At 60.5% G+C, this 23,174-nt stretch carries 18 protein-coding genes; 10 read left to right on the forward strand and 8 right to left on the reverse strand.

The window, feature by feature from the left end:
- Nucleotides 1-98: 98 nt before the first annotated feature.
- Together ACIQY3_RS13160 and ACIQY3_RS13165 are read left to right on the forward strand one after the other, a co-directional pair.
- Nucleotides 99-473 carry a transporter gene (locus ACIQY3_RS13160; protein ID WP_054045237.1) on the forward strand — a complete coding sequence of 125 codons (375 nt, stop codon included), beginning with the start codon at nt 99-101 and terminating at the stop codon, nt 471-473.
- A complete protein-coding gene (locus ACIQY3_RS13165; protein WP_403019855.1) occupies nt 466-867 on the forward strand; it encodes an EamA family transporter in 402 nt (133 codons plus the stop codon). The genes ACIQY3_RS13160 and ACIQY3_RS13165 overlap by 8 nt, the downstream gene beginning before the upstream one ends.
- Nucleotides 868-981: 114 nt before the next feature.
- Here the strand turns inward: ACIQY3_RS13165 and ACIQY3_RS13170 are convergent, their stop codons facing one another.
- Nucleotides 982-1,734, reverse strand: a complete 753-nt coding sequence (locus ACIQY3_RS13170; RefSeq protein WP_403019856.1) for a MipA/OmpV family protein — start codon at nt 1,732-1,734, stop codon at nt 982-984.
- 219 nt (nt 1,735-1,953) lie between these two features.
- On the opposite strand from ACIQY3_RS13170, the gene ACIQY3_RS13175 reads away from it, so the two are divergent.
- The 5 genes from ACIQY3_RS13175 (at nt 1,954) to ACIQY3_RS13195 (ending at nt 8,178) form a co-directional block, all read left to right on the forward strand.
- Nucleotides 1,954-2,652: an HAD-IB family phosphatase gene (locus ACIQY3_RS13175; protein ID WP_403019857.1), complete on the forward strand. Its 699-nt coding sequence runs from the start codon at nt 1,954-1,956 to the stop codon at nt 2,650-2,652.
- Nucleotides 2,645-4,039, forward strand: a complete 1,395-nt coding sequence (locus tag ACIQY3_RS13180; protein ID WP_054045244.1) for an aspartate aminotransferase family protein — start codon at nt 2,645-2,647, stop codon at nt 4,037-4,039. The genes ACIQY3_RS13175 and ACIQY3_RS13180 overlap by 8 nt, the downstream gene beginning before the upstream one ends.
- Nucleotides 4,036-4,914, forward strand: coding sequence for an alpha/beta hydrolase (locus ACIQY3_RS13185; RefSeq protein ID WP_403019859.1), 879 nt, complete (start codon nt 4,036-4,038; stop codon nt 4,912-4,914). Before ACIQY3_RS13180 ends, ACIQY3_RS13185 begins: the two co-directional genes overlap by 4 nt.
- A gap of 113 nt (nt 4,915-5,027) precedes the next feature.
- A complete protein-coding gene (locus ACIQY3_RS13190; protein WP_403019861.1) occupies nt 5,028-6,800 on the forward strand; it encodes an ATP-binding protein in 1,773 nt (590 codons plus the stop codon).
- A complete protein-coding gene (locus ACIQY3_RS13195; RefSeq protein ID WP_403019863.1) occupies nt 6,790-8,178 on the forward strand; it encodes a sigma-54-dependent transcriptional regulator in 1,389 nt (462 codons plus the stop codon). The genes ACIQY3_RS13190 and ACIQY3_RS13195 overlap by 11 nt, the downstream gene beginning before the upstream one ends.
- Before the next feature lie 133 nt (nt 8,179-8,311).
- On the opposite strand, the gene ACIQY3_RS13200 is transcribed toward ACIQY3_RS13195, so the two are convergent.
- Nucleotides 8,312-8,977 (reverse strand): DsbA family oxidoreductase, encoded by a 666-nt coding sequence (locus tag ACIQY3_RS13200; protein WP_403019865.1) that lies wholly within the window; start codon nt 8,975-8,977, stop codon nt 8,312-8,314.
- A gap of 202 nt (nt 8,978-9,179) precedes the next feature.
- Nucleotides 9,180-10,199: an alpha/beta fold hydrolase gene (locus ACIQY3_RS13205; RefSeq protein ID WP_403019867.1), complete on the reverse strand. Its 1,020-nt coding sequence runs from the start codon at nt 10,197-10,199 to the stop codon at nt 9,180-9,182.
- A gap of 260 nt (nt 10,200-10,459) precedes the next feature.
- Between ACIQY3_RS13205 and ACIQY3_RS13210 the strand changes: the two genes are divergently transcribed.
- Both ACIQY3_RS13210 and ACIQY3_RS13215 read left to right on the forward strand, forming a co-directional pair.
- Nucleotides 10,460-13,111 (forward strand): hypothetical protein, encoded by a 2,652-nt coding sequence (locus ACIQY3_RS13210; protein WP_403019870.1) that lies wholly within the window; start codon nt 10,460-10,462, stop codon nt 13,109-13,111.
- 143 nt (nt 13,112-13,254) lie between these two features.
- On the forward strand, nt 13,255-16,518 hold the full coding sequence (locus ACIQY3_RS13215; protein WP_403019871.1) for a hypothetical protein: 3,264 nt from the start codon (nt 13,255-13,257) through the stop codon (nt 16,516-16,518).
- A gap of 59 nt (nt 16,519-16,577) precedes the next feature.
- On the opposite strand, the gene metE is transcribed toward ACIQY3_RS13215, so the two are convergent.
- Nucleotides 16,578-18,890, reverse strand: a complete 2,313-nt coding sequence (metE, locus tag ACIQY3_RS13220) for a 5-methyltetrahydropteroyltriglutamate--homocysteine S-methyltransferase (protein ID WP_403019873.1) — start codon at nt 18,888-18,890, stop codon at nt 16,578-16,580.
- Between the two features lie 119 nt (nt 18,891-19,009).
- Between metE and metR the strand changes: the two genes are divergently transcribed.
- Nucleotides 19,010-19,927, forward strand: coding sequence for a transcriptional regulator MetR (metR, locus tag ACIQY3_RS13225; protein WP_403019875.1), 918 nt, complete (start codon nt 19,010-19,012; stop codon nt 19,925-19,927).
- Nucleotides 19,928-20,049: 122 nt separating this feature from the next.
- On the opposite strand, the gene ACIQY3_RS13230 is transcribed toward metR, so the two are convergent.
- From ACIQY3_RS13230 to ACIQY3_RS13245, 4 genes are all read right to left on the reverse strand, one after another.
- Nucleotides 20,050-20,547 carry a GNAT family N-acetyltransferase gene (locus ACIQY3_RS13230; RefSeq protein WP_403019878.1) on the reverse strand — a complete coding sequence of 166 codons (498 nt, stop codon included), beginning with the start codon at nt 20,545-20,547 and terminating at the stop codon, nt 20,050-20,052.
- A 2-nt stretch (nt 20,548-20,549) separates the two neighbouring features.
- Entirely contained in the window at nt 20,550-21,188 is a 639-nt protein-coding gene (locus tag ACIQY3_RS13235) for a LysE family translocator (RefSeq protein ID WP_403019880.1), read from the reverse strand.
- 25 nt (nt 21,189-21,213) lie between these two features.
- Nucleotides 21,214-21,636, reverse strand: a complete 423-nt coding sequence (locus tag ACIQY3_RS13240; RefSeq protein ID WP_403019881.1) for an NUDIX domain-containing protein — start codon at nt 21,634-21,636, stop codon at nt 21,214-21,216.
- A gap of 160 nt (nt 21,637-21,796) precedes the next feature.
- Nucleotides 21,797-23,158 carry an HD domain-containing phosphohydrolase gene (locus tag ACIQY3_RS13245; protein WP_403019883.1) on the reverse strand — a complete coding sequence of 454 codons (1,362 nt, stop codon included), beginning with the start codon at nt 23,156-23,158 and terminating at the stop codon, nt 21,797-21,799.
- Nucleotides 23,159-23,174: the final 16 nt, after the last annotated feature.

The raw sequence follows: 23,174 nt of genomic DNA on the forward strand, positions 1-23,174 counted from the left end.
CTCTCCGGCCGGCCTTCATGCTCGATGACGCCGGTGTCCGGGAGGATTTGCCATGGGGAATTCCTGACCGTGAACAGTTTTCAAAAGGCACCGCGCCCATGACCTTCACCGTCATTGTGCTGGTGGCGTTTTCCATCGTGCTGGATGTGATCGGCCAGCTCTGTTTCAAGCTCGGACTCGACCGCTTGCCGGAACTTGAAGGCGGTTTTCGGCTGAACGCGTTCTGGGGCCAGGTGTTCAATGCGCCGCTGCTGTGGTGCGGGATCGGCGCCTATGCCCTGGAGTTTTTCGTCTGGCTCGAAGCCTTGTCGAGGGCGCCGCTGAGCCTGTTATTCCCGGCCGGAGCCCTGGCCTATTGCGGCGTGGTACTGGCGGGCAAAGTGGTGCTCGGCGAAACCGTCAGCCGTCGACGCTGGCTCGCGACGCTGGTGATTACGGTGGGCGTGATGCTCGCGTGTGCCGGCCATGCGTGATTCTGAACCGATGGGTTGGCTGCACGGGCGACTCGGCACGGTGGTGCTCTGGGCGCTGTTGATTACCCTGGAAAGTGCCGGGCAGATTGCGACCAAGGTCGGCGGCGATCAGTTGGGCCAGATGACGTTTACCCTGCATTGGCTGCAAGCCGTGATCGTCGACCCCGGTGTGCTGTTTGCGGTGGGCTGCGGGATCGGTGCGTTCTTTGTGTGGATGCTGATCTTGCGGCGCAGCAGTTTGTCCCTGGCGTTCCCCCTGAGTTCGCTGGTGTTTGTCGGGGTGTTGCTGGGGTCGTGGCTAGGGTTGGGTGAGCAGATCAGCTTGCTGCACTGGATCGGGGTGGCGGTGATTATCGGGGGGATTGCGTTGTTGGCTGAAGGCGAACAAGCCTGAATCTCTGTTGCACTCAAGGGCGCCTTCGCGAGCAAGCCCGCTCCCACATTGGAACGCGACCTCCTGTGGGAGCGGGCTTGCTCGCGAAGACGTCAGCCCGGCCAATGAGATTTCCTAGTCAAACTTATAAGCCACCGCCGCCTGCACTTCCCCCTGATCCTGCTGCCCGACCTGTTTGACAATGCTGCTATCCGCCGCCGAGCCCGTCAGGTGAATCCAACTGGCACTGGTCAACAACGACCAATGGGTTGCCAGCGGAAACTCAAAGCTCTGGGTCAACGCCACATTCTGCAAACCGCCCCCGGCGTTGTACCGGGCGATACCCGACGCTTGCGACTCCGAAGCGCCCACACCAAAAAACGCCTGATTCTGCTGCGCATCGGCAAAGTGTGCAGTCAGGTTGCTGCTGCCGATCACCCCGCCACCCAGTGGATAACCGATCTCGCCACCCAAGCGTCCGACCACGCTCTGAGGCCCGCCAACCGCTTCGCCCACGGTCGCAAACACCCGCCAGAAATCAGCCGGGGCGTACTGCACGAACCCACCGACGACGCCCATGTCCGGCACATCGTGCAAACCCTGCAAACTGCCATTGGCGGTACGCCCCGGCAAATAATTGAGGAACGGCCCGGCGCTGAAACCGTTGGTTTTCAACGCGCTCCAGGTCAGCCCATCATCGGTACTGAGGCTGACATCGCCCCAGTCCAGATCGAGATACGGCACCGGCCGGACTTCATGGCGGCTGCCGGTCGGGTCGTGGGGTTGATAGCTCAGCCCTGCTCCGGCCTCACCGGTGATGCCATCGGCCAGGACATTGGCTGACAAGCACGTCAGCGCCGCAAACAGAGCAACAGTAATCCTCGACATGAGGTCTTTCCTTAACAAGATATGCGCGCATCAATCCTCTTTTCGCCCTCCCTGCGCAAGCACTCATGTTGTTTGTAGCGACCTACAAAAATTGTAGCTTCGCCTAAGCAGATACCCGCCAAAACCCCGTAATCACGGGGCCAAACCCGATTGGCACAGTCCCTGCTCTACCCCTTCTGCAAGCGCAAACAGCGCGCCCTGCCCCAATAGGTAATGCAGATGAATGATTGGCATATCGTGTGTGATTTCGACGGGACCATCACCCGCACCGACGTGATCGACAGCATCCTCCAGCGCTTCGCCGACCCGAGCTGGGAAGCGATCGAAAACGAGTGGCTGCAAGGCGACATCGGTTCCCGTGAATGCCTCAGCCGCCAGCTCTCGCTGGTCAAGGCCACGCCGACCGAACTGCTCGCGTTTTTCGACACGATCGAAATAGACCCGGACTTCCCCGACTTCGTCGACCACGTGATCGGCCTCGGCGCCACTCTCGAAGTGGTCAGCGACGGCATCGAGCAAGGCATTGCGCGGATCCTCGCGCGCAACTACGTGACCCTGCTGCCGATCCTCGCCAACCGCTTGCGCCAACTCGGCCACGAGAGCTGGCGCATCGACTTCCCGTATTCCAGCGACGCCTGCCGCGCCGCGTCCGGCAACTGCAAATGCAAGTCCACGCCCAAGACCAAACGGGTGCTGGTGATCGGTGACGGTCAGTCGGACATGTGCGTGGCCGCCACGGCCGATTTCGTGTTCGCCAAGGATCGCTTGGCCGAGCACTGCGAACGCAACGGCATCGCCTACGCCCGCTTCGACAGCTTCGCCGAACTCCCGGCCCTGCTCGCCAGACTGCCAGTCGCCAGCGCCGCCAACACTACCCCTTTCAACGTCGAAACACAGGAACTCTTCCATCATGTCTGATATTCGAATCGCTACCGCCGAAGACCAGATCCTTCTGGATAAAGAAGCCAAATATTGCTCCTACGGCGACACCGTCCACTACATCGACCCGCCGCGCATCTTCAGCCGCTGCGAAGGCTCGTACGTGTGGGACACCGAAGACCAGGCCTACCTCGACCTGCAAATGTGGTACTCGGCGGTCAACTTCGGCTACGCCAACCCGCGCCTGAACAACGCACTGAAACAGCAGATCGACACCCTGCCGCAGATCGCCAGCCAGTACCTGCACAAAGGCAAGATCGAGCTTTCGGAAATGATCGCCGTTGATGCCAAGAAAAAATTCGGCCTCGACGGTCGCGTGCACTTCAACGTCGGCGGTTCGCAGTCCATCGAGGACTCGCTGAAAGTCGTGCGCAACGCCACCAACGGCAAGAGCCTGATGTTCGCCTTCGAAGGCGGCTACCACGGCCGTACGCTCGGCGCGTCGTCGATCACCTCCAGCTACCGCTATCGCCGTCGCTACGGCCACTTCGGCGAGCGCGCCAACTTCATCCCGTTCCCGTACCACTTCCGTGGCCCGAAAGGCATGACCAAGGAAGAATACGGCAGCCATTGCGTGCAGCAATTCGCCCGCCTGTTCGAGACCGAATACAACGGTGTCTGGGACCCGAAAGTCGGCCAGAGCGAATACGCAGCCTTCTACGTCGAGCCGATCCAGGGCACCGGCGGCTACGTGATCCCGCCGATGAACTTCTACAGCGAACTCAAGCATGTGCTGGACCAGCACGGCATTTTGATGGTGGTCGATGAAATCCAGATGGGCTTCTGGCGCACCGGCAAGCTGTGGTCGATCGAGCACTTCGACGTCAAACCGGACGTGATCGTCTTCGGCAAGGCGCTGACCAACGGCCTCAACCCCCTGGGCGGCATCTGGGCCAAGGAAGAGCTGATCAACCCGAAAATCTTCCCGCCGGGTTCGACGCACTCGACGTTCGCATCGAATCCGCTGGGCACTGCGGTCGGCCTGGAAATGTTCAAGATGACCAGCGAAGTCGATTACGGCGCGATGGTCATGGCCAAGGGCAAATACTTCCTTGAAGGCCTGAAAGACTTGCAGAAACGTTACCCGATCATCGGCGACGTCGACGGCCTGGGCCTGGCCCTGCGCTGCGAAATCTGTGGCCCGGACGGTTTCACCCCGGACAAGGCGACCCTGGATTTCATGGTCGACGAAGGCATGAAGGGCGACATCGAAATCGACGGTAAACGCCTGGGTCTGATCCTCGACGTGGGCGGTTACTACAAGAACGTGATCACCCTGGCCCCGTCGCTGGAAATCAGCTACCCGGAAATTGACCTGGGCCTGGCCCTTCTTGACCGCCTCCTGCATCGGGCCATGAAACGATGAATCACGACGAGATCGACATGGGCGAAGGCAGCGCCGGTTTCGTTCTCGGCTCGGGCGAGGTCGCGGTGCTGTTGATCCACGGCCTCACCGGCACCCCGACGGAACTCCGTCGGGTGGCCATGGGCCTGGCGAAAGCCGGGCACACGGTCTACGTGCCGACCCTGGCCGGCCACTGCGGGGGTAACGCCGACCTGCAAGCCACTGGCTGGCGCGACTGGTACGAAAGCGCGCGCAACACCTTCGTCGGCGTGCGACGCAAGCACGAGCATGTGTTCGTCGGCGGCTTGTCCATGGGCGCGGTGCTGTCGATGTATCTGGCCGCCGAACATCCGGGACAGATCGAAGGCTTGCTGCTGTATTCCACGACCCTGCGCTACGACGGCTGGAGCATCAACAAACTGGCGTTCCTCACGCCGTTGCTGATGCGCATCCCGTTCGGCGTGCACTTGTGCAGCTTCGAAGAAAAACCGCCCTACGGCATCAAGAATGAACGCCTGCGGGCCATCGTCGAGCGGCAGATGAAGGACGGCGAAAGCAGCGAGGCGGGTTTGCTGACCATGGAAGGCGTCACCGTGCGCGAGTTGCACCGCCTCAACGCTGTGGTGAAAAAATGCATGCCGTCGATCACCACCCAGGCGTTGGTGCTGCACTCCATCGAAGACGACATCACCAGCCGCTGGAACGCTGATTATGTCGAGCGCAAACTCGGCGGGCCGGTGGTCAAGGTGTTGCTGGACGACTGCTATCACATGATCACCGTCGACCTGCAATACCGCCGGGTGATCGAACTGAGCGTGGACTTCATCCAGCAACGTTTCATTCAACAGCGAACCACCCCGCAACCTCTACGCCGGGAATATCGACAACTGGCCTGAGCCCGTGGCGAACCCGGTTGCAGACGGGTCGCCACCGGCGGGGCAATGTCGGCTACTGTATTGATCCAGGCCTCACGATTTCTCCCGCCATGGCTTTCGACAAGCGAAACCCGATGACCAAATACCGACCCGCCAACCCCCGCCCTTTCGCCCTCTCCGGCTGGAGCCTGCAACGCAAACTGGTCCTGGCCTTCTGGCTGGTCAGCGTGATCCCGACCATGATCGCCGCGGAACTGGCGGCCACCACCCTGTCGCAGATTTTCGACAGCAACGTGCGCATCTGGCTGCAGGAATCGACCAAGATCGTCGAAGACGAGATCAGCGAAATCCTGCGGGATAACGCCAGGGCCGCGCAGTTGTTTCTGCGCTACACCCAGCCACCCATCGATAAGGTTTCGCTACGCCATGACCGGCTGACCACCGACATTGCCGATTCCATGGGCATCGACGTGGTCGCCCTGGTGCGCAACAGCGATCACAAAGTGGTGTTCAGTACCGCCGCCGATGACATCGTGCGGCAGATCAGCACCGCGCCCAAAGCGGTGATGCAAACCTTGCAAATCGGCGGCGTGGCGACCGGCACCGTGGTGTCGACCTTTGAAACCGCACAGGACGGCGTCGATTACAAACTGGTGATCGCCACCTACCTCGACAACAGCTTCCTGACCAGCGTTTCCGATGTGCACTCGCTGGATTTGCGTTTGTACCTGGCCAAGGGCAATGACTTTTCCGAAATTTTCTCCAGTCAGCGTTTCGAGGATCACCCGGCGGCGGTGCCGGAAAAAATCGAACAGATCCTGCGTACCACCAAGCAGCCGACCGAACAATTCACCAGTCGCTACAGCGGCATCTACCGGCCGATCCTCAATGAAAACGGCGAACTGCAAGGCGTGATTTTCAGTGGTTTGCTGCGCCATACCAGCCTGGTGGGGCTGGTGAACCAGAGCAACCTGTTCATCCTGATTTTCCTGCTCAGCTCAGCCGCGTCCCTCGGTGTCGGCTGGCTGGTTTCACAGCGCCTGACCCAACCGTTGCGCGGTCTGTCCAAAGGCGTGCAAGCGGTGATTGCCGGGGATTATCGCCAGCGCTTGCCAGTCACCGGTGGCGATGAACTGGCCGAGTTGAGCAGCACCTTCAACCACATGAGCGAACGCCTGGGCGAGTTGCAACACCTGGAATCACAACTGCGCCGCCGCGACCGCTTGCATGCACTGGGGGAAGTTGCGATGGGCCTGGCCCATGAAATCCGCAACCCGCTGGGCATCATCAAGACCGCGACCCAACTGCTGCATCGACGTGCGGATTTGCCGGAGACCGACAAGCGGCATCTGGAATACGTGGTCAGCGAGGTCAGCCGCATCAATGACCTGATCACCGATTTCCTCGACTTCGCCAAACCCAGCGCGCCGCTGCGCTCGACACAACCGGCGCGACCGCTGGTGGATGAGCTGGTCGGCTTCTGCGCCCCGGAACTGGCCAGCCACAACATCGAGGTGCACATCGACGATCAGGCGCCGGGCGCGACCCTGTACGCCGATGCGCGCCAGCTCAAGCAAGCCGGGCTGAACCTGATCGTCAACGCCATCGACGCCATGCCCGACGGCGGTCACCTGACCCTGGGCATCCACCGCGACACCACCCACACCATCATCAGCGTCGCGGACACCGGCCAGGGCATCGAGCCGGACATGCTGGAGCGGATCTTCACCCCGTTCGTGACCACCAAGGCGTCCGGCACCGGCCTCGGTCTGGCCAAGGTGTTTTCGATCATGGAAAACCATGACGGGCACATCGAGTGCACCAGCGAAAAAGATGCCGGCGCCACGTTCAGTCTGTACATTCCGACCCATGGCGACGACTTCGACGAGGCGAGCGATGACACATAACGTACTGGTGGTCGACGACGAGCCCAAGCTCTGCGACCTGCTGGCATCGGCCCTGAGTCAGAACGGCATCACCGTGTTCACCGCCGGCAACGGCCTGCACGCGCTCAAGGTGCTGGAGTGCGAGGACATCGACCTGGTGATCAGTGACTGGCGCATGCCCGGCATGGACGGCCCGCAATTGCTCGCGGAAATCAAAAGCCGTTTCCCGCAGTTGCCGGTGATCGTCATGACCGCCTACAGCACGGTGAAAAACGCCGTGCAGTCGATGCGCAACGGTGCGTTCGACTACATCGCCAAGCCATTCGACATCGACGAACTGGACATCACCGTCAGCAAGGCCCTGCAATTTCGCGACATCCTCAAAGACAACCAGCGCATGCGCGCCGAACTCGACGAACACCAGCAGATCGACAGTCTGGTGGGCGACAGTCCGAGTTTCCGCCGAGTGCTGCAAGCGATCGATTCGGTGCGGGAAAGCAACGCAACGATTCTGCTGACCGGCGAAAGCGGCACCGGCAAGGAAATGGTCGCCCGGGCGATCCACAAACACGGCAACCGCGCCGACAAACCGTTCGTGGCGGTCAACTGCGCGGCCATCCCCGAAGGCTTGCTGGAAAGCGAAATGTTCGGCCATCGCAAAGGTGCGTTTACCGGCGCGGTGGCGGATCGGGTCGGACGTTTCCAGCAGGCTGATAAAGGCACGCTGTTTCTGGATGAAATCGGCGAGATGCCATTGGCGTTGCAGGCGAAGATCTTACGCGCGTTGCAGGAACGGGTGATCGAGCCGGTGGGCGATCCACGGGAGCGCAAGGTTGATGTGCGAGTGATCGCCGCGACCAACAAAAATTTGCTGGATGCGGTGGCGAACAAAGAGTTTCGCGAAGATTTGTATTACCGCCTCAACGTGTTCCCGATCCCGCTGCCGGCCCTGCGCGAACGGGTCGAAGACATCGCCCCGCTGGCCCGGCATTTCGCTAATACGCTCGGGGCTGCGGCGGGTAAACGCTTCAGCGGTTTCAGTGCCGCGGCATTGCAGGCCATGGCCAATTATTCGTGGCCGGGGAATATCCGAGAGCTACAAAATTGCGTGGAACGCGCAACGATTGTGGCGAGCGGGTCGGTGATTGAAGAAGATGACTTGCCGGCGTATCTGTTTGCCTCAGGGCCCGCCGACAGTGGCGTGCTGATTGAACACAACGGCGTGCCGGCGGACCTGGAAGCGGCGCTGGCGGAGGTTGAGCGAAGTTATATCCTGGCAGCCTTGCAGCAGAGCAATGGCGTGCAGGCAGCGGCGGCACAGTTGATCGGAATATCCGAGCGCAGCTTCTGGTATCGGCTGAAAAAATTGGGGATTCATGTGGACAAGATTGTGCGGTGATCACGCCATCCCCCAAAACCCACTGTGGGAGCGGGCTTGCTCGCGAAGGCGGTGTGTCAGCTACGTTGATGGTGACTGACACTCCGCCTTCGCGAGCAAGCCCGCTCCCACATTAACCGTGTTCGCCGAAGGATCAGCTCACCGTCCCGCCCTTCGCCTCACTCATGATCTGCCGAATCGCCCCGACAAACGTTTCAACCGGCTGCCCGCCCGTCACCGCGTATTGCCCGTTGAACACCACTGTCGGCACCGAACTTACCCCACGCGATAGCCACAACTGCTCTTCTTCATGAACCTCTTTGGCGTATTCATCCGACGCCAGAATCGCCTCGGCCCGCTGCCGGTCCAGCCCGACGCTTTCGGCAATCTGTGCCAGTTGCGCGGGGTCCGACGGATTACCGCCATCAGTGAAATACGCCTTGAACAGCGCCTCTTTCAAATTGAACTGCAACCCTTCCAGCCCGGCCCAGTAGAGCAAGCGGTGCGCATCGAAGGTGTTGTAGATGCGGCTGTTGCCGTCGGTGCGAAAGGCAAACCCCACATCGGCACCACGGGCGCGGATCATCTCGCGGTTTTTCTGGGATTGCTCCGGGGTGGAACCGTATTTTTCGGCGATGTGTTCGGTGATGTTCTGGCCGTCCGGGCCCATGTTCGGGTTCAGCTCGAACGGCTGGAAGCGGATCTCGGCCTGGACCTCGTCACCCAGCAAATCCAGTGCCTTGGTCAGGCCATACAGACCGACGACGCACCAGGGGCAGGACACGTCGCTGACAAAATCGATTTTCAGGGAGTTACTCATCGCAAACCTCGCAGGCTAATGTCGCGCCGGAAAGCTCGAACAATACACCCGACGGGGCTGGGGTTGCAGTAGATCCCTGTGTCCAACGCAAATCACCCTGTGGGAGCGGGCTTGCTCGCGAAAGCGGTGTGTCAGCTGCATCGATGTCGACTGACACACCGCTTTCGCGAGCAAGCCCGCTCCCACAGTTGGGTTTGCGGCGTTACAGGAGGTTAGGAGCGGCCACCGGCTCAATCTGCGCCCAGTGCGAGGTGTCTTCGCGGTGGGACTGCAAGTATGGCAACACCGCCGCCAGCAGCGGCGCCTTGAACGCTTCCTGGAAACGATGGGCCATGCCCGGGATCAGTTTCAACTGACTGCCGCGAATGTGCGCCGCCAGGTGCACGCCGTGCATCACCGGCAACAACGGGTCCGCCGTGCCGTGCACCACCAGGGTCGGTACGCGTAATTGATTCAGCAGCGCCACCCGGCTCGGCTCCGCAAGGATCGCCATGATCTGGCGCTTCACGCCTTCGGGGTTGAACGCCCGGTCATACGAGGCCGCTGCCTGTTGCAGCAACACTTGCCGATCATCACTCACGGTCGGGCTGCTCAGGGCCGCGAGCAAGTCCGCTTGTTGCTCCAGCGCCACTTCGCGGTTCGGCGCGCCGCGACGCGATAACAATTGCACCAGCGCCGCACTCGGCGCCGGCAAGCCTTCGGCCCCGGAACTGGTCATGATCAACGTCAGGCTCTCGACCCGTTGCGGCGCCATGGCCGCCATGTGCTGGGCGATCATCCCGCCCATGCTCGCGCCCAGCACGTGGAATTGCTCGATGTGCAACGCATCCATCAACCCCAGCGCGTCCTCCGACATGTCGGTCAAGGTGTACGGCGCTGCCACCGGCAATCCGAGTTTGTAGCGCAGCACTTCAAAGGTCAGGTTGGCGTTGGCCGGGGTCTGGCGCCAGGTCGACAACCCGACATCGCGATTGTCATAGCGAATCACCCGAAAACCCTGCTGACACAAGGCAACCACGACTTCGTCCGGCCAGTGGATCAGTTGCCCGCCCAGCCCCATCACCAGCAACAACGCCGGATCGGATGCACGGCCGATGCTCTGGTACGCCAGGCTCACCTGGTCCAGATCGACATGTTCGGTCGGCACATTGACGTCGCAACGCGAAGTCGCAAAGGACGGCAGGCTGAACAACAGCGCTGCCACTAATAAAAATACACGCATGAAAAACACCGAAACGCAGAACCCCAGTAGAGCGCGAGTCTGATGAAGTTTGTTCAAGCGCGCTGCCACAGTTGCGTGACAGTTTGATGAAGATTGCCGAGTGGTCGTATTCTCCCTCGTTTGATCCTCCGGCACTGCCCGGGCGCCTCCTCCTGCAATCACCGATCAACAACCGCGTCAAGCTGCTATTTCTGACAGTAGGCAGCCTCCCCTGTTGCGTATTCAATCGGACCACCCGGGCAAACTCAGAGGCTGCGTTCATGAACACTGGCAATCGCCCCGAAGATCATCAGGCACTGGCCACCCGCCCGGCGCCTGAAATCCCCGGCGCGATCACCCCCGTCGTAGGTGCGGAGGTGGGCGTCAATCAAGCCATGGTCACGGATCGGGGCCTGCAGATCGCCATCGATGCCAACGCCATCAAGCCCGGCGACAGTGTGCTGGTGTATATCGACGCACGGCTGGTGCTGGTATTGCCTGTGAAGAAGGATTACGACGGCCAACCCATCACGCCATCCATCCCGGCGACGCTGATCCCCGAAGGTTTTTTCACCCTGACTTACCGGGTGAACCTTGAGCGATCTGCCCCGCTGAAGGTTCGGGCCAAGACCCGTTTGCCCGGCGGTATCGAGCACCTGCTGGCACCGCACCTCACCTCCACCGCCCTCAATGGCCAACAGGATGAAACGGTAATCGTGCCCGCCTATGAGGGCATGCGCCCGAACGACAAGGTCACGCTAAGGTTCGGCAATTGGGCGTTGCTGCATACCGTAGAGGCCGACGAGGTCGGACAGCCCCTGACGTTTACGCTGTCCCGGGACAAGGTGACCAGCAACGGCGATGGCGCGGTCGTTCTGTATTACACGGTGTGTGACGAGCTGAATAATTGTGCCACCGGACACTCACCAGGTTGTGTGCTGACGATCCAGACCGGCACTGACCAACCGTTACTGCCGACGGTGGAGGGCTGCGACCAGCAGCACATGTTCTACTTGAGCCGACTGGGCAGTCGCTCGGCCAACGTCAGCCTCGACACTCAAGGCTTTGACCCCGGTGACACGCTGACACTGTTCTGGCGAGGCGTGGACCGCAGCGGCAAATCGAAGGTATTGATTCAAGAACAAACCCTGGAAACCGAGTCGAGGCAGGCGTTCAAGATTGCCAATGCCGCCCTGCAGGAATTGGCCGATGGCAGCGCCCGGCTGTTTTTTACCCGCACCGACGCCAATGGCGCGGCGCACGTATTACCGTCAACGGAAATACTCATCGCGGGTCACACGCGCAGGGTCAGTGAAGTGCAACGTCAGCCAGCGGCCGCTCTCGAAAGGCGTGCCTTGCAGATTGACCCACCGATCATTCTGGGCGGGACGGAACCGGTGGAAGGCGCCGACTGCGGAGTGTCGCTACGGATTTACGACGACAGTGGCCTCAACGGTGCCAGGGTCATTATCAATCCGCTGACGGGGGCAGCGGCGTTGGATGTGGTCGATCTCCTGCTCAATGGGCGCATTGTCGACACGCTTATCATCCAGCCTGGCACCGTGAAGGGTCGGCATGAGATGAAGATTCCCAAGCTTGAGCTCAGACCCGACAGGGTCAACCTGCTGGAAGCCACGATCAGCCGGGTCAGCCACGACAGCCAGACGTCCTCCCCGCCATTGAGGGTCGTGTACAACGCCATCCGCCCCGGCAACCGTGACCGCGATTGCAATCCCGGACACTCGGAACTGCAGCTGAAACTGCCGCAAGACATTATCGAAAATGGCCTGAATGCCGAACGTGTCGCGCAGGGTGTCGAGGTGTGTTTTTGCTATCCCTATTGCCGGGCTTACGACGTCATCGAACTGGCCATGGGCAGCCTGATCGTGCGTTTCACGGTCTCGCCCGACGAGCTGCTACCGTTCGTGACGGACGAGCCACAATGCATCGTGCGGACATTGACGGTGCAACAGTTTCGACAGGCCGGCGACAGCCCCCGGTTTACGCTGTTCTATACCGTGCAGGACCAGATCAAAAACGGCCCGGACCCGATGGCGCCCTATTCGGCGCATGTGGTGTTCGATTGCGATCTCGCCGGCGTGCGTCGCTTTGCGCCGATCTCGAAAGCCGCCAAGCCAGAACTTTTCAGCCAAGTACCCAATCTGTTGATCGCCCCCAACGGCGTGCTCTACCCGCAGGCCCCTGCGACGCAGATTCCCATCATCAGCGCCGTCACAACGGGGGACTGCGTGGTCCCCCATAACGGCATGACTTATCACCAGAAAAACATCGTTATTCGCGGCAGGGCTTCACCGGGGCAACCGGTGGTTGTCTATGAGGGGGCGCGTAATCTCGGACGGTTCGCGGTCGATGCCGATGGCGACTGGATCGTGCCTGCGCGAGCCTTTACGGCGGCGCGTCATGTCATCACGGCACGCTCGATCGAGGGCACGCAACCCTCGCTGCCGTACGTCTTCACGGTCCGACCAGGGTTGTTGCTGGACCGGGTCGTGTTCGATTACCCGGACTATCAAGGCTGGATCCCGCACGACCCGGATTTCAACAACGTCTTTTCTTTTTTCCAGGCGCCCGACGGGCGTTATTCCGTGCTCAGGACCGAGACCCTCTCCGGCGCGCACCCCGCCGACATACTGTCCAAATCCTTCAATAACCTCCAACCCGGCGCCACGTATCGGCTCCAGGCCGCCGTGGTTCAGTCGGCGCCCTGCCACCTTTACCCGCTCCTTCGCCTGCGCGCCAGCACCGGCGCCGCCTCGGATTACGTGCGGTTGAACAACCAGGTCCTCGAAGTGCTGAGCCTGCATTTTGTACCGTCCACCCCCGAGGTCACGCTGCATCTGGAAAGCGGTATGGAGGGCGGTCGCGGCAATGCTTTTGATACGGCGTGGGTCACGCTGAGCCAAGAGTTCTGAGCACCGAACCCTCTGACCGCTCATCGAAAACCACTCATCGGATTCCCAAACCAACCTGTTATTTCTGACAGTAGGCAGCCCCCCTCCGTTACGTATTCAATCAGCCTTACCCAGGCACTTGATCCACACACAGGACGGCACTCATGAATACCGACAATCCGCTCGAAGGCTCTCCTCATCTCTCCTTCATCAAACCGACGCGCCCGGCGCTTGAAATCCCCGGGGCGATCACCCCGGTCGAGGGTGCGGAGCTTGGTGTCAATCAGGCCATGCTCAAGGATCAGGGCTTGCCGATCAGCATTGATTCCAGCGACATCAAACCCGGGGACAATGTGTTGGTATACATCGATGGGCGGCTGGTGCTGGTCTTGCCGGTAAAAAATGATTACCGCGGTGAGCCCATCACCCAGTACATCCCGGCGAACCGGGTACCCGAAGGGATAATCACCCTGAGCTACCGGGTGAACGTCGAACAGTCGGCACCCCGCAAGGTACGGGTCAAGACCCGTTTGCCCGGTGGTATGGATCCGGCCCCTGATGCGCCGGGGCATCACCTTCTGGCTGCGCCGCACGTCACCTCGCTCACCCTCAATGGTCAACAGGATGAGACGGTCATTGTGCCGGCCTATGAAGGCATGAGCCCGAATGATGGGGTCACGCTGAAGCTCGGCGATTGGGCTCTGCCCCATACCGTAAAAGCCGAGGAGGTCGGACACACGCTGACGTTTACGCTATCAACGGACATGATTGCCCAAAACGGTGATGGCGAATTCATGTTGTATTACACGCTCTGTGATGAACTGCAAAACCCGGCCTCGGATCACTCACTGGGCCGTGCGCTGACCATTCAGCGTGGTACCAATAAGCCGGTAGGGCCTACGGTGGAGGGCGCCGACGAGCAGCACATCCTTGATTTAAGCCGGTTGGGGAGCCGGTCGGCAAACATCGACCTCGACACTCGGGGCTTTGCTCCCGGGGACACGTTGAAACTTTGCTGTACGGGCCTGGACCGCACAGGTCAGTTGAAGGTGGTCACCGAGGAACAAACCCTGGAAACCGGTTCGACGCCAAACTTCAAGATTGCAAACGCCGTGCTCCAGGAACTGGCTGGCGGCAGCGCACGGCTCTTTTTCACCCACACAGACGCCAGTGGCGCTACAAGGAACCTGCCGTCCACCGAAATATTCATCGTCGGTAATGCGCGCAGGGTCGGTTCCCCGGACGAGTCGGCGAATCAGTCAGCCCCCGTTGATGTACTTGCCGCTCCCGACATCGGTGTCCTGAAGATTGATGTACCGATCATTTTGGGCAGTACCATTCCGGTGGTAGGCGGCGACTGCGGGGTGTCGCTGCGGATTTACGATGACAGCAACCTCAACGGTGCCAGGGTCATCATCGATTCGCTTGAAGGCGGGCAGGAAGATGATGTTATCGATCTCATACTCAATACGGTCATCATCGACACCACCATCGTTGAAAAAGGGACAGAGAACAGCCGTCATGAACTGACAATCTTCAAAGGGCTGCTCAACCCGAACGTAGTCAACCTGCTTCAAGCCTCGGTGACCCGCGTCAGCGGCAACGCAGATATCTCCGAGCCACCGTTGAGGGTGTTGTATAACGCCATCCGCCCAGGGAACAGGGACCGCGATGACGACCCGGGGCACTCCGAGCTGCAACTGAAACTGCCCCAGGACATCCTCGACAATGGCTTGAGTGCCGATCGTGCGGCGCGTGGCGTCGAGGTCAGTTTTTGCTACCCCTATTGCCGGCCTTACGATGTCATCCACCTGACCATGGGTGGCCTGATCGTGCAATTCACGGTCTTGCCGAGCGAACTTCCACCTTTCGTGAGTGACCTGCCTGTTTGCGTCGTGCGGACCTTGACCGCGGAGCAGTTTCGGCAGGCGGGCGACAGTCCGCGGTTCACACTCTTCTATACCGTGCAGGACCAGATCAAAAACGGCCCGGACCCCTTGGCCCCTTATTCCAAGCAAGTGGTCATTGATGTTGATCTCGCTGGCGTTCGTCGTCCCGGGCCGATTTTTGTCGAAGACCCGAACGACACCAGTGATGATCCGTCCACCATCGAGCTGGAGAAGTTGGCCGGCAGAAACCTGATCATGGTGATCATGACCCCTTCGCCTGCATTTGCCATAAACGACACCATCAGGGCGACATACAGAAGCCCGCCCAGCCCGGACTACTTTTTGGACGGGACCGTCAGCGGCCAATTCGGCCAACCCTACCCACTCCTGCTCGAGATACCCAACAATCTCGTCATCTCGGAACGCACGGTGTTCGGCAGCTATGTGCAGTCCAGAAACGGCGTGCCGATTGCCAACTCGCGAGAAACCCAGGCGCGGGTCATTGGCCAGGGCATACCGGATTTACCCGCCCCTCAGGTGATCATCGCACCCAATGGCGTGCTCGACCCCAGAGACAATCCGCTAGGGGCGATCGCTCGCGTCACCGTACCGGGATTCGCCCCCGGCGATCAGGTGCGGTTGCTTGTCCGGGGCACGGCCGGCAATGGTTCGCCCACCTTCAGCCCGGTGCCGCTGAATGCCAGCGGCCAGGCGGAATTCCCTTTGAACGTGGCGTTCATCAACGCCAATCTGGGGCAATTCGTCAGAGTCAGCTATCTGTTTATCCGCGACAGCGTTGAAAAGGAATCGCGCATCCTCGACCTCTCCGTTCTAAACCAGACACAAGCGCCGATTGTCACTTCCATCATCACGGGAGACAGCCTCGTCCCCAATAATGGCGAGACCTATTACCAGAACAACATCATTATTCAAGGCCGGGCGACACCGCAGCAGCAGGTCTTTGTGCTTGATGGCGACCGCAATCTGGGACGCTACGCGGTCGATGACAATGGTGACTGGTTCGTGCCCGAACGAAACTTTGCGGTGGAGCGCCATGTCATCACCGCACAATCGGTCAACGGCGGCCAACCCTCGCAACCGTATAGTTTTACAGTCAGGCAAGGTTTGTTGGCGGATGTTGCAAACTTCGGCGTCGCACAATGGTTTGGCTGGGGCCCGCTTCCTGCAAACAACCCGTTCAGTTTTTCTTTTTACACGCAGACGGGCTGGGGTTATTACGCACTTAAAGTCGTGAGAACCTCGGGGACGGAAATGGCTGTGGCGCTGTACAAAACATTCGATAACCTCCAACCCGGCGCCACCTATGAGTTCAGGGTAGCGGCGATGAGCCAGGGGCCGACCATTCGCCTGAGGCTCAGTACCGGTGAACAATCGGTAGCGATTCGGCCGAACCCTACCGTCTGGCAGGAAACTGCTTTGTCTTTTGTGCCGAAAACGCCTTCCACAACGCTTTACGTCGAAAACGCCCTGGCAGGGTGGATGGGACTTGCCTGGATCAGGATTATAAAAACTCCATAAATACAAAAACCCGCTGACCTTCATCCGGCCAGCGGGTTTTTGACGGGATACCCGTAGGGTCAGGCCAACTGACTGCGCAACTGCCGCGCCGCCGCCACCATGTTCACCAGCGCCGCTTCAGTCTCCGGCCACGCACGGGTTTTCAAGCCGCAATCCGGATTGACCCACAAGCGTTCCGCCGGAATGCGTTTCACAGCCTTGCTCATCAACTTGACCATTTCGGCGGTGTCCGGCACCCGTGGAGAGTGGATGTCATACACACCCGGGCCGATGTCGTTCGGGTAGTCGAACGCCTCGAAAGCTTCCAGCAATTCCATGTCCGAGCGGGAGGTTTCAATGGTGATCACGTCGGCGTCCATGGCCGCGATGGACTTGATCACGTCGTTGAATTCGCTGTAGCACATGTGGGTGTGGATCTGGGTTTCGTCCCGCACACCGCAAGCGCTCAAGCGGAAGGCTTCCACCGCCCAGTCGAGGTATTCCTGCCATTGCGCCCGGCGCAGCGGCAAGCCTTCGCGGAACGCGGCTTCGTCGATCTGCACGATCTTGATGCCGGCGTTTTCCAGGTCCACCACTTCGTCGCGCAACGCCAACGCCAGTTGCTGCGCCTGGATTTTGCGCGACACGTCTTCACGCGGGAACGACCACATCAGCATGGTCACGGGACCGGTGAGCATGCCTTTCATGACCTTGTCGGTGAGGCTTTGCGCGTAGGTGATCCAGTCGACGGTCATCGCGTTCGGTCGACTCAAGTCGCCGTAGATGATCGCCGGTTTCACGCAGCGCGAACCGTAGCTCTGCACCCAGCCAAACCGCGTGAACAGGTAGCCGTCCAGTTGCTCGGCGAAGTACTCGACCATGTCGTTGCGCTCGGCTTCACCGTGCACCAGTACGTCCAGGCCCAGGCGTTCCTGGACTTGCACCGCATGGCGGATTTCGCTGTGCATGGCGTCGGTGTAATCGTTGGCCGACAGCTTGCCTTGCTTGAACGCCTGACGCGCCAGACGGATCGAACCGGTCTGCGGGAATGAGCCGATGGTGGTGGTCGGGAACGCCGGCAATTGCAGGCGTGCACGCTGCTGATCGATGCGCTTGGCGAACGGCGAATGACGCTGGCTATCCTTGGCGCCGATCGCATTGAGGCGGGCCTGGACTTCAGCTTTATGGATACGCGGCGATTGCGCACGGCTGGCCTGAATCGCGCGACTTTCGGCCAACGCGGCTTGCACCTTGGGCGCTTGCGGATCGTTGAGGGCATCACGCAACACGGCGATTTCACCGCACTTCTGCACAGCGAAGGCCAGCCAGGATTTCAGTTCCGGGTCGAGCTTGTCTTCGCGCTCCAGGTCCACCGGGCTGTGCAGCAACGAACAGGAACTGCTGACCCACAGGTTGTCGCCAAAACGCTCTTGCGCCGGTTGCAATTGCGCCAGCACTTGCTCCAGTTCACAGCGCCAGACGTTGCGCCCGTTGACCAGGCCGACCGAGAGAATCTTGTAGGTCGGCAGGCGATCCAGCACTTGGCCGAGTTGATCCGGCGCACGCACCGCATCGATGTGCAGGCCTTGCACCGGCAGGCTGACAGCCAGGCCGAGGTTGTCTTCCAGGCCGCTGAAGTAGGTCGCCACGAGTTTTTTCAGCGGCGAATATTGAAGGATGTGGTAAGCGCGTTCGAAGGCACTTTTCCAGGCTTGCGGCAGGTCGAGGGTCAGGATCGGTTCGTCGATCTGCACCCATTCCACGCCTTGCTCGGCGAGGCGACCGAGGATTTCGTTGTAGACCGGCAGCAGGCGTTCAAGCAGTTCGAGCTTGTCGAAGTCGTTGCCTTTGGCTTTGCCCAGCCACAGATAGGTCAGCGGGCCGATGATCACCGGTTTGACGTTGTGGCCCAGGGCCTTGGCTTCAGCGACTTCGTCGAACAGCTGTTCCCAGCTCAACTTGAACTGTTGGTCAGCGCTGAATTCCGGGACCAGGTAGTGGTAGTTGGTGTCGAACCACTTGGTCAGCTCCTGGGCGTATTGCGCTTTAGTGTGTTCACCGCCGCAGCAGGCCGCAGTGGCACCACGGGCCATGGCGAACAGGGTGTCGAGGGTCGGTTGGCCGCTGGCGTCCAGGGTGCTGTCGAAACGCTCGGGCACCACGCCGAACGCCAGGGAATGGCTCAGCACCTGGTCGTACCAGGCGAAGTCGCCCACCGGCAGCAAATCGATGCCGGCGTCTTTCTGCAATTGCCAATGGGTGGCGCGCAGTTGGCGGCCAACGGCTTTCAAGGCGTCCTGATCGAGATCGCCCTTCCAGAAGGATTCGAGGGCTTTTTTCAGTTCGCGGTCAGCGCCGATGCGCGGGAAACCAAGTGTGTGGGCCAGAGCCATGGTGAGTTTCTCCCTTTAAATGATGTTGTAAAACGTGGGCCTATTGTCGACAGCCAACCCAACATGAGACAAACTCAACCTTTTCGTGTTGATCACAAGTTTTCCTCATGGAGCCCCCGGTGCTTGAAATCCGTCACCTGAAGACCCTGCACGCCTTGCGCGAAGCCGATAGCCTGGTGGATGCGGCCGACCGCCTGCACCTGACGCAGTCCGCCCTGTCCCACCAGTTCAAGGAACTGGAAGAGCGCATGGGCATGCCGTTGTTCGTGCGCAAGACCAAACCGGTGCGTTTCACCAGCGCCGGCCTGCGCCTGCTGCAATTGGCCGACGCCACCCTGCCGCTGCTGCGTGGCGCCGAACGCGATATCGCGCGACTGGCCGGCGGCACTGCCGGGCGTTTGCACATGGCGATCGAGTGCCACAGCTGCTTCCAGTGGCTGATGCCGACCATCGATCAGTTCCGCGATGCCTGGCCGGAAGTCGAACTCGACCTGGCCTCGGGCTTCTCCTTCGCCCCGCTGCCAGCCCTGGCCCGTGGCGATCTGGATCTGGTGGTGACCTCCGATCCGCTGGAACTGGCCGGGATCACCTACGTGCCGCTGTTCACCTACGAAGCGATGCTCGCGGTGGCCAACCAGCACCGATTGGCGAGCAAGGCATACATCGTGCCGGAAGATTTGCTTACGGAAACCTTGATCACCTACCCGGTGGAGCGGGATCGGCTGGACATCTTCACCCGTTTCCTCGAACCCGCCGACGTCGAACCGGCCCAGGTCCGCACCTCGGAACTGACGGTGATGATGATGCAACTGGTGGCCAGCGGACGCGGCGTGTGCGGCATGCCCCATTGGGCGCTGCATGAATACAGTTCACGGTGCTATGTGAAGGCCAAGCGGCTGGGGGAGAAAGGCTTGTTCGCGACGCTGTATGCGGGGATTCGTGCGGACATGCTGGATGCGCCGTATATGCGCGATTTCCTGCTGACGGCGAAGGACACTTCGTTTTCGACGCTGGATGGAGTCAGCGCGGTTCGTTGATTGGAATGCAATCAACTGTGGGAGCGGGCTTGCTCGCGAAGAGGGAGTGTCAGTCGACATTTGTGTAGCTGACACACCGCCTTCGCGAGCAAGCCCGCTCCCACAGGGGATCTCAGCGCCCCTTAGATTTCGCGCCACATATGGATCTTGTCGAAGTAATCCTCGCCGACCCGCACAGCTAAAGGCTCCAGGCCGAACTGGATGAAACCGCAGCGTTGATACAGCTTGAACGCGGCCTCGTTGCCGGCGGTGACGGTCAGCTGAATCAGTTTCAGCCCCGGACGGTTTTTCGCTTCCGTCAGCGCTGCCTGGACCAACTCAAAACCGAGCCCGCTCTGGCGAACTTCGCCAGACACGTACATGCCAAACAGCGTCGCCTTGTGCCGAGCCTTCTCCCGAGGTTCGAAGGCCAGGCCGACGATGCCCGACAACTTGCCTTCCACGAACCCGCCGAACACCACGTCGAGCTTGCTGGTCAGCCGCGATTCCCACCACCCCAGCGGCATCGCGGCGCGTTCGCGCACGCTGGAGGTGAACGCTTGCGGATGCCGGTCGTAGGCTTCGAGCATCAGTTCCCGATAGTCCAGGGCATGGCTGGCATCCAGGCGTTCGATCCACATGGTCACGCCACCTTGCGTTGTTCAAGCATCAGCCGCACCGCCAATGCCGACACCACGAACCCCATGAAATAACGCTGCACCGCCAGCCAGGTCGGATTGCTGACGAACCACGACGCAATGCCGGCGGCGAACAGCGCAATCAGCAGGTTGACGCAGAAACTCACGCTGATCTGGGTCAGGCCGAGAATGATGCTCTGGGTAAACACCGAGCCATGTTCCGGGCTGATGAACTGCGGAAACACCGAGAGGTAGAACACCGCGATCTTCGGGTTCAAGGCGCTGGTGAGAAAGCCCATGGTGATCAGTTTGCGCGACGAATCCGGCGGCAACTGCTGGGCTTCGAACGGCGAACGCGCGCCGGGTTTGACCGCTTGCCAGGCCAGCCACACCAGGTACAGCGCGCCGGCCCATTTCAACACTTCATACGCCATCGGCACCGCCAGGAACACCGCGGTCAAACCGGCCGCGGCGGCGAACAAATGCACGAAAAACCCCGCGACCACGCCGAGCAACGACGTCACCCCGGCCTTGCGCCCCTGGCAGATCGAACGGGAGATCAGGTAAATCATGTTCGGCCCCGGCGTCAGTACCATCAGCAACGCGGCGGCGGCGAAGATCAGCAAGTCTTGAAGCGGGATCATGGGGCAGTCCTGTGTCCAGTGTTGATCAGGCGAGCGTGCTCAGCGAGGCTCGATAAAACGGCAGGATCACGTCCCGTGTCAATGGCGCCAGCGTGAGTTGGCCGTCGGTGGACGGGTCGATCCAGCGCACCTCTTCAATCTCGGCGGCCGGGCAGACGTCTGAATCGATGCTCAGCAGAAAGAGTTCGGCCTGAACGACAAACCCCGGCTCGTTGGCGGCCGGTGCTGAAAACTGGCCCAGAAATGTGGTTTGCGCCGGATCGATGACCAGGCCCAGTTCCTCCTCCAGTTCACGGGCCAGGGCGTGGACCGGTTGCTCATGGGCTTCAATCTTGCCGCCGGGTTGCATGAAGGCCTCGGTGCCGCGTTTGCGAACCAGCAGGGTGCGGCCGTCGGGGCCGATCAGCAGGGCGGCGGCGATGTGGATGATGCGGGGTGGAATAGACATGGATCAGGATTGGCCTTGATTAAAAGGCGCAAGCATAACCTGTGGGAGCGGGCTTGCTCGCGAATGCGGTGGGTCAGTCGACATCAATGTTGAATGACCCACCGCATTCGCGAGCAAGTCGAATCGTCGCACCGCCGCTCCCACAGGGGGATTGCGGTGTTCAGGAGGTTGCGCGCTCCAGCAGCGCTTCCACTTCCTCGGGGACTTTCACAAAGACGCTGTATTTCGCCCCTTCCATGGTTTCAAACGCAATCAGCTTGTCCACCAACGGTGCATTCAACACCTTGCCGGCATTGAGCAGCAGCATGCCATTGTCGGCGTTGAGGTTGCGCGCCAGGATCATGCCCGGCGCCAGGTCCCGGGTGGTCAGCACTTTGACCGACGGATCGGCCAGGGTCACGTCGCTGAGGTACGCGGCACAGACCTGAATGAAATCCTCCACCAGTTCCGGATCGTAGAGCCGCCCGGCGTAGCTGCGGATGTAGACCAGCGCTTCGTCGCTGTTCATCTGCCGTTCCAGGATCAGCCCGCGCTGCAATTCGATGAAATCCACCGCCAGTTTCAGCAACCGCGCGCCGAACGGAATCGCTTCGCCCTTGAGCCGGTCCGGGAAACCGCTGCCGTCCCAGCGTTCCTGGTGGTGCAGGATCAACCGGGCGGCGTCTTTCATCGGGTCGAGGGTCATCAGCAGCGACTCGCTCTGCTTTGGATACTCGCGATAACGGTCGCGGTCGAGGTGATGCAGCATGTCCGACGGCGTGATCATCATGCTGTCGGTCCAGCTCAATTTGCCGATGTTGTACAGCGCGGCAGCCATGGTCAGGTCGCGGCTGGTGCCTTCGTCCAGGCCGTGGAGTTTGCAGTACACCCGCACCAGTTCGATGATCTGGCGGTTGGTCTGCTTGGCCGGCGGCAGGCGCAGGTTGGCCAGCAACGAGAACACCTCGGTGCCGGTGACATAGCTATGTTTGAGTTCTTCATAGGCCAGGTCGAGCATGTCGGCGGTCTGCTGCAACTCCGAGGTGCGCGCCGCGACGTGTTTTTCCAGGGTCGAATTCAGGGTTTTCAACTGGTCGTTCTGCTGGCGGGTCAACTGCACCAGGCGCCGGCGTTCAAGCTCGGAATGATGATGTTCCAGCGCCTGACGCAAGGTCAGTTGCAGTTCTTCGTCGTTCCAGGGCTTGCTGATGTAACGGTGGATCTGCCCGTCGTTGATCGCCTTGATGATCGTCGGCAGGTCCGCGTAACCGGTCAGCAGGATGCGCGTGGTCGTCGGGTAGAGCTGGTGGATGTGGGCCAGCAACGTGGCGCCATCCATATTCGGCATGCGCGCGTCGCTCATCACCAGATCGATGGGCTGTTGCGCCATAATTTCCAGGGCCTGGGCCCCGCTGGTGGCCAGGAGCACGTCGTAAGGCTGGCCGCGCAACAGACGACGCAGGCTGCTGAGGATTGATTCCTCGTCGTCGACCAGCAACACCTTGGGTTTATCGGTCAAAGTCGTAGGGAGTTGCTCTTCCATGGCGTCACCTCGAGTG

This window comes from Pseudomonas sp. NPDC096950 (assembly GCF_044762525.1).
GTDB lineage: Bacteria > Pseudomonadota > Gammaproteobacteria > Pseudomonadales > Pseudomonadaceae > Aquipseudomonas.

What these genes read in the sequence shown, in the direction of transcription:
- ACIQY3_RS13160 (WP_054045237.1), top strand. Translation starts at nt 99, where the DNA reads ATGACCTTCACCGTCATTGTGCTGGTGGCGTTTTCCATCGTGCTGGAT.
- ACIQY3_RS13165 (WP_403019855.1), top strand. Translation starts at nt 466, where the DNA reads ATGCGTGATTCTGAACCGATGGGTTGGCTGCACGGGCGACTCGGCACG.
- ACIQY3_RS13170 (WP_403019856.1), bottom strand. Translation starts at nt 1,734, where the DNA reads ATGTCGAGGATTACTGTTGCTCTGTTTGCGGCGCTGACGTGCTTGTCA.
- ACIQY3_RS13175 (WP_403019857.1), top strand. Translation starts at nt 1,954, where the DNA reads ATGAATGATTGGCATATCGTGTGTGATTTCGACGGGACCATCACCCGC.
- ACIQY3_RS13180 (WP_054045244.1), top strand. Translation starts at nt 2,645, where the DNA reads ATGTCTGATATTCGAATCGCTACCGCCGAAGACCAGATCCTTCTGGAT.
- ACIQY3_RS13185 (WP_403019859.1), top strand. Translation starts at nt 4,036, where the DNA reads ATGAATCACGACGAGATCGACATGGGCGAAGGCAGCGCCGGTTTCGTT.
- ACIQY3_RS13190 (WP_403019861.1), top strand. Translation starts at nt 5,028, where the DNA reads ATGACCAAATACCGACCCGCCAACCCCCGCCCTTTCGCCCTCTCCGGC.
- ACIQY3_RS13195 (WP_403019863.1), top strand. Translation starts at nt 6,790, where the DNA reads ATGACACATAACGTACTGGTGGTCGACGACGAGCCCAAGCTCTGCGAC.
- ACIQY3_RS13200 (WP_403019865.1), bottom strand. Translation starts at nt 8,977, where the DNA reads ATGAGTAACTCCCTGAAAATCGATTTTGTCAGCGACGTGTCCTGCCCC.
- ACIQY3_RS13205 (WP_403019867.1), bottom strand. Translation starts at nt 10,199, where the DNA reads ATGCGTGTATTTTTATTAGTGGCAGCGCTGTTGTTCAGCCTGCCGTCC.
- ACIQY3_RS13210 (WP_403019870.1), top strand. Translation starts at nt 10,460, where the DNA reads ATGAACACTGGCAATCGCCCCGAAGATCATCAGGCACTGGCCACCCGC.
- ACIQY3_RS13215 (WP_403019871.1), top strand. Translation starts at nt 13,255, where the DNA reads ATGAATACCGACAATCCGCTCGAAGGCTCTCCTCATCTCTCCTTCATC.
- metE (WP_403019873.1), bottom strand. Translation starts at nt 18,890, where the DNA reads ATGGCTCTGGCCCACACACTTGGTTTCCCGCGCATCGGCGCTGACCGC.
- ACIQY3_RS13230 (WP_403019878.1), bottom strand. Translation starts at nt 20,547, where the DNA reads ATGTGGATCGAACGCCTGGATGCCAGCCATGCCCTGGACTATCGGGAA.
- ACIQY3_RS13235 (WP_403019880.1), bottom strand. Translation starts at nt 21,188, where the DNA reads ATGATCCCGCTTCAAGACTTGCTGATCTTCGCCGCCGCCGCGTTGCTG.
- ACIQY3_RS13240 (WP_403019881.1), bottom strand. Translation starts at nt 21,636, where the DNA reads ATGTCTATTCCACCCCGCATCATCCACATCGCCGCCGCCCTGCTGATC.
- ACIQY3_RS13245 (WP_403019883.1), bottom strand. Translation starts at nt 23,158, where the DNA reads ATGGAAGAGCAACTCCCTACGACTTTGACCGATAAACCCAAGGTGTTG.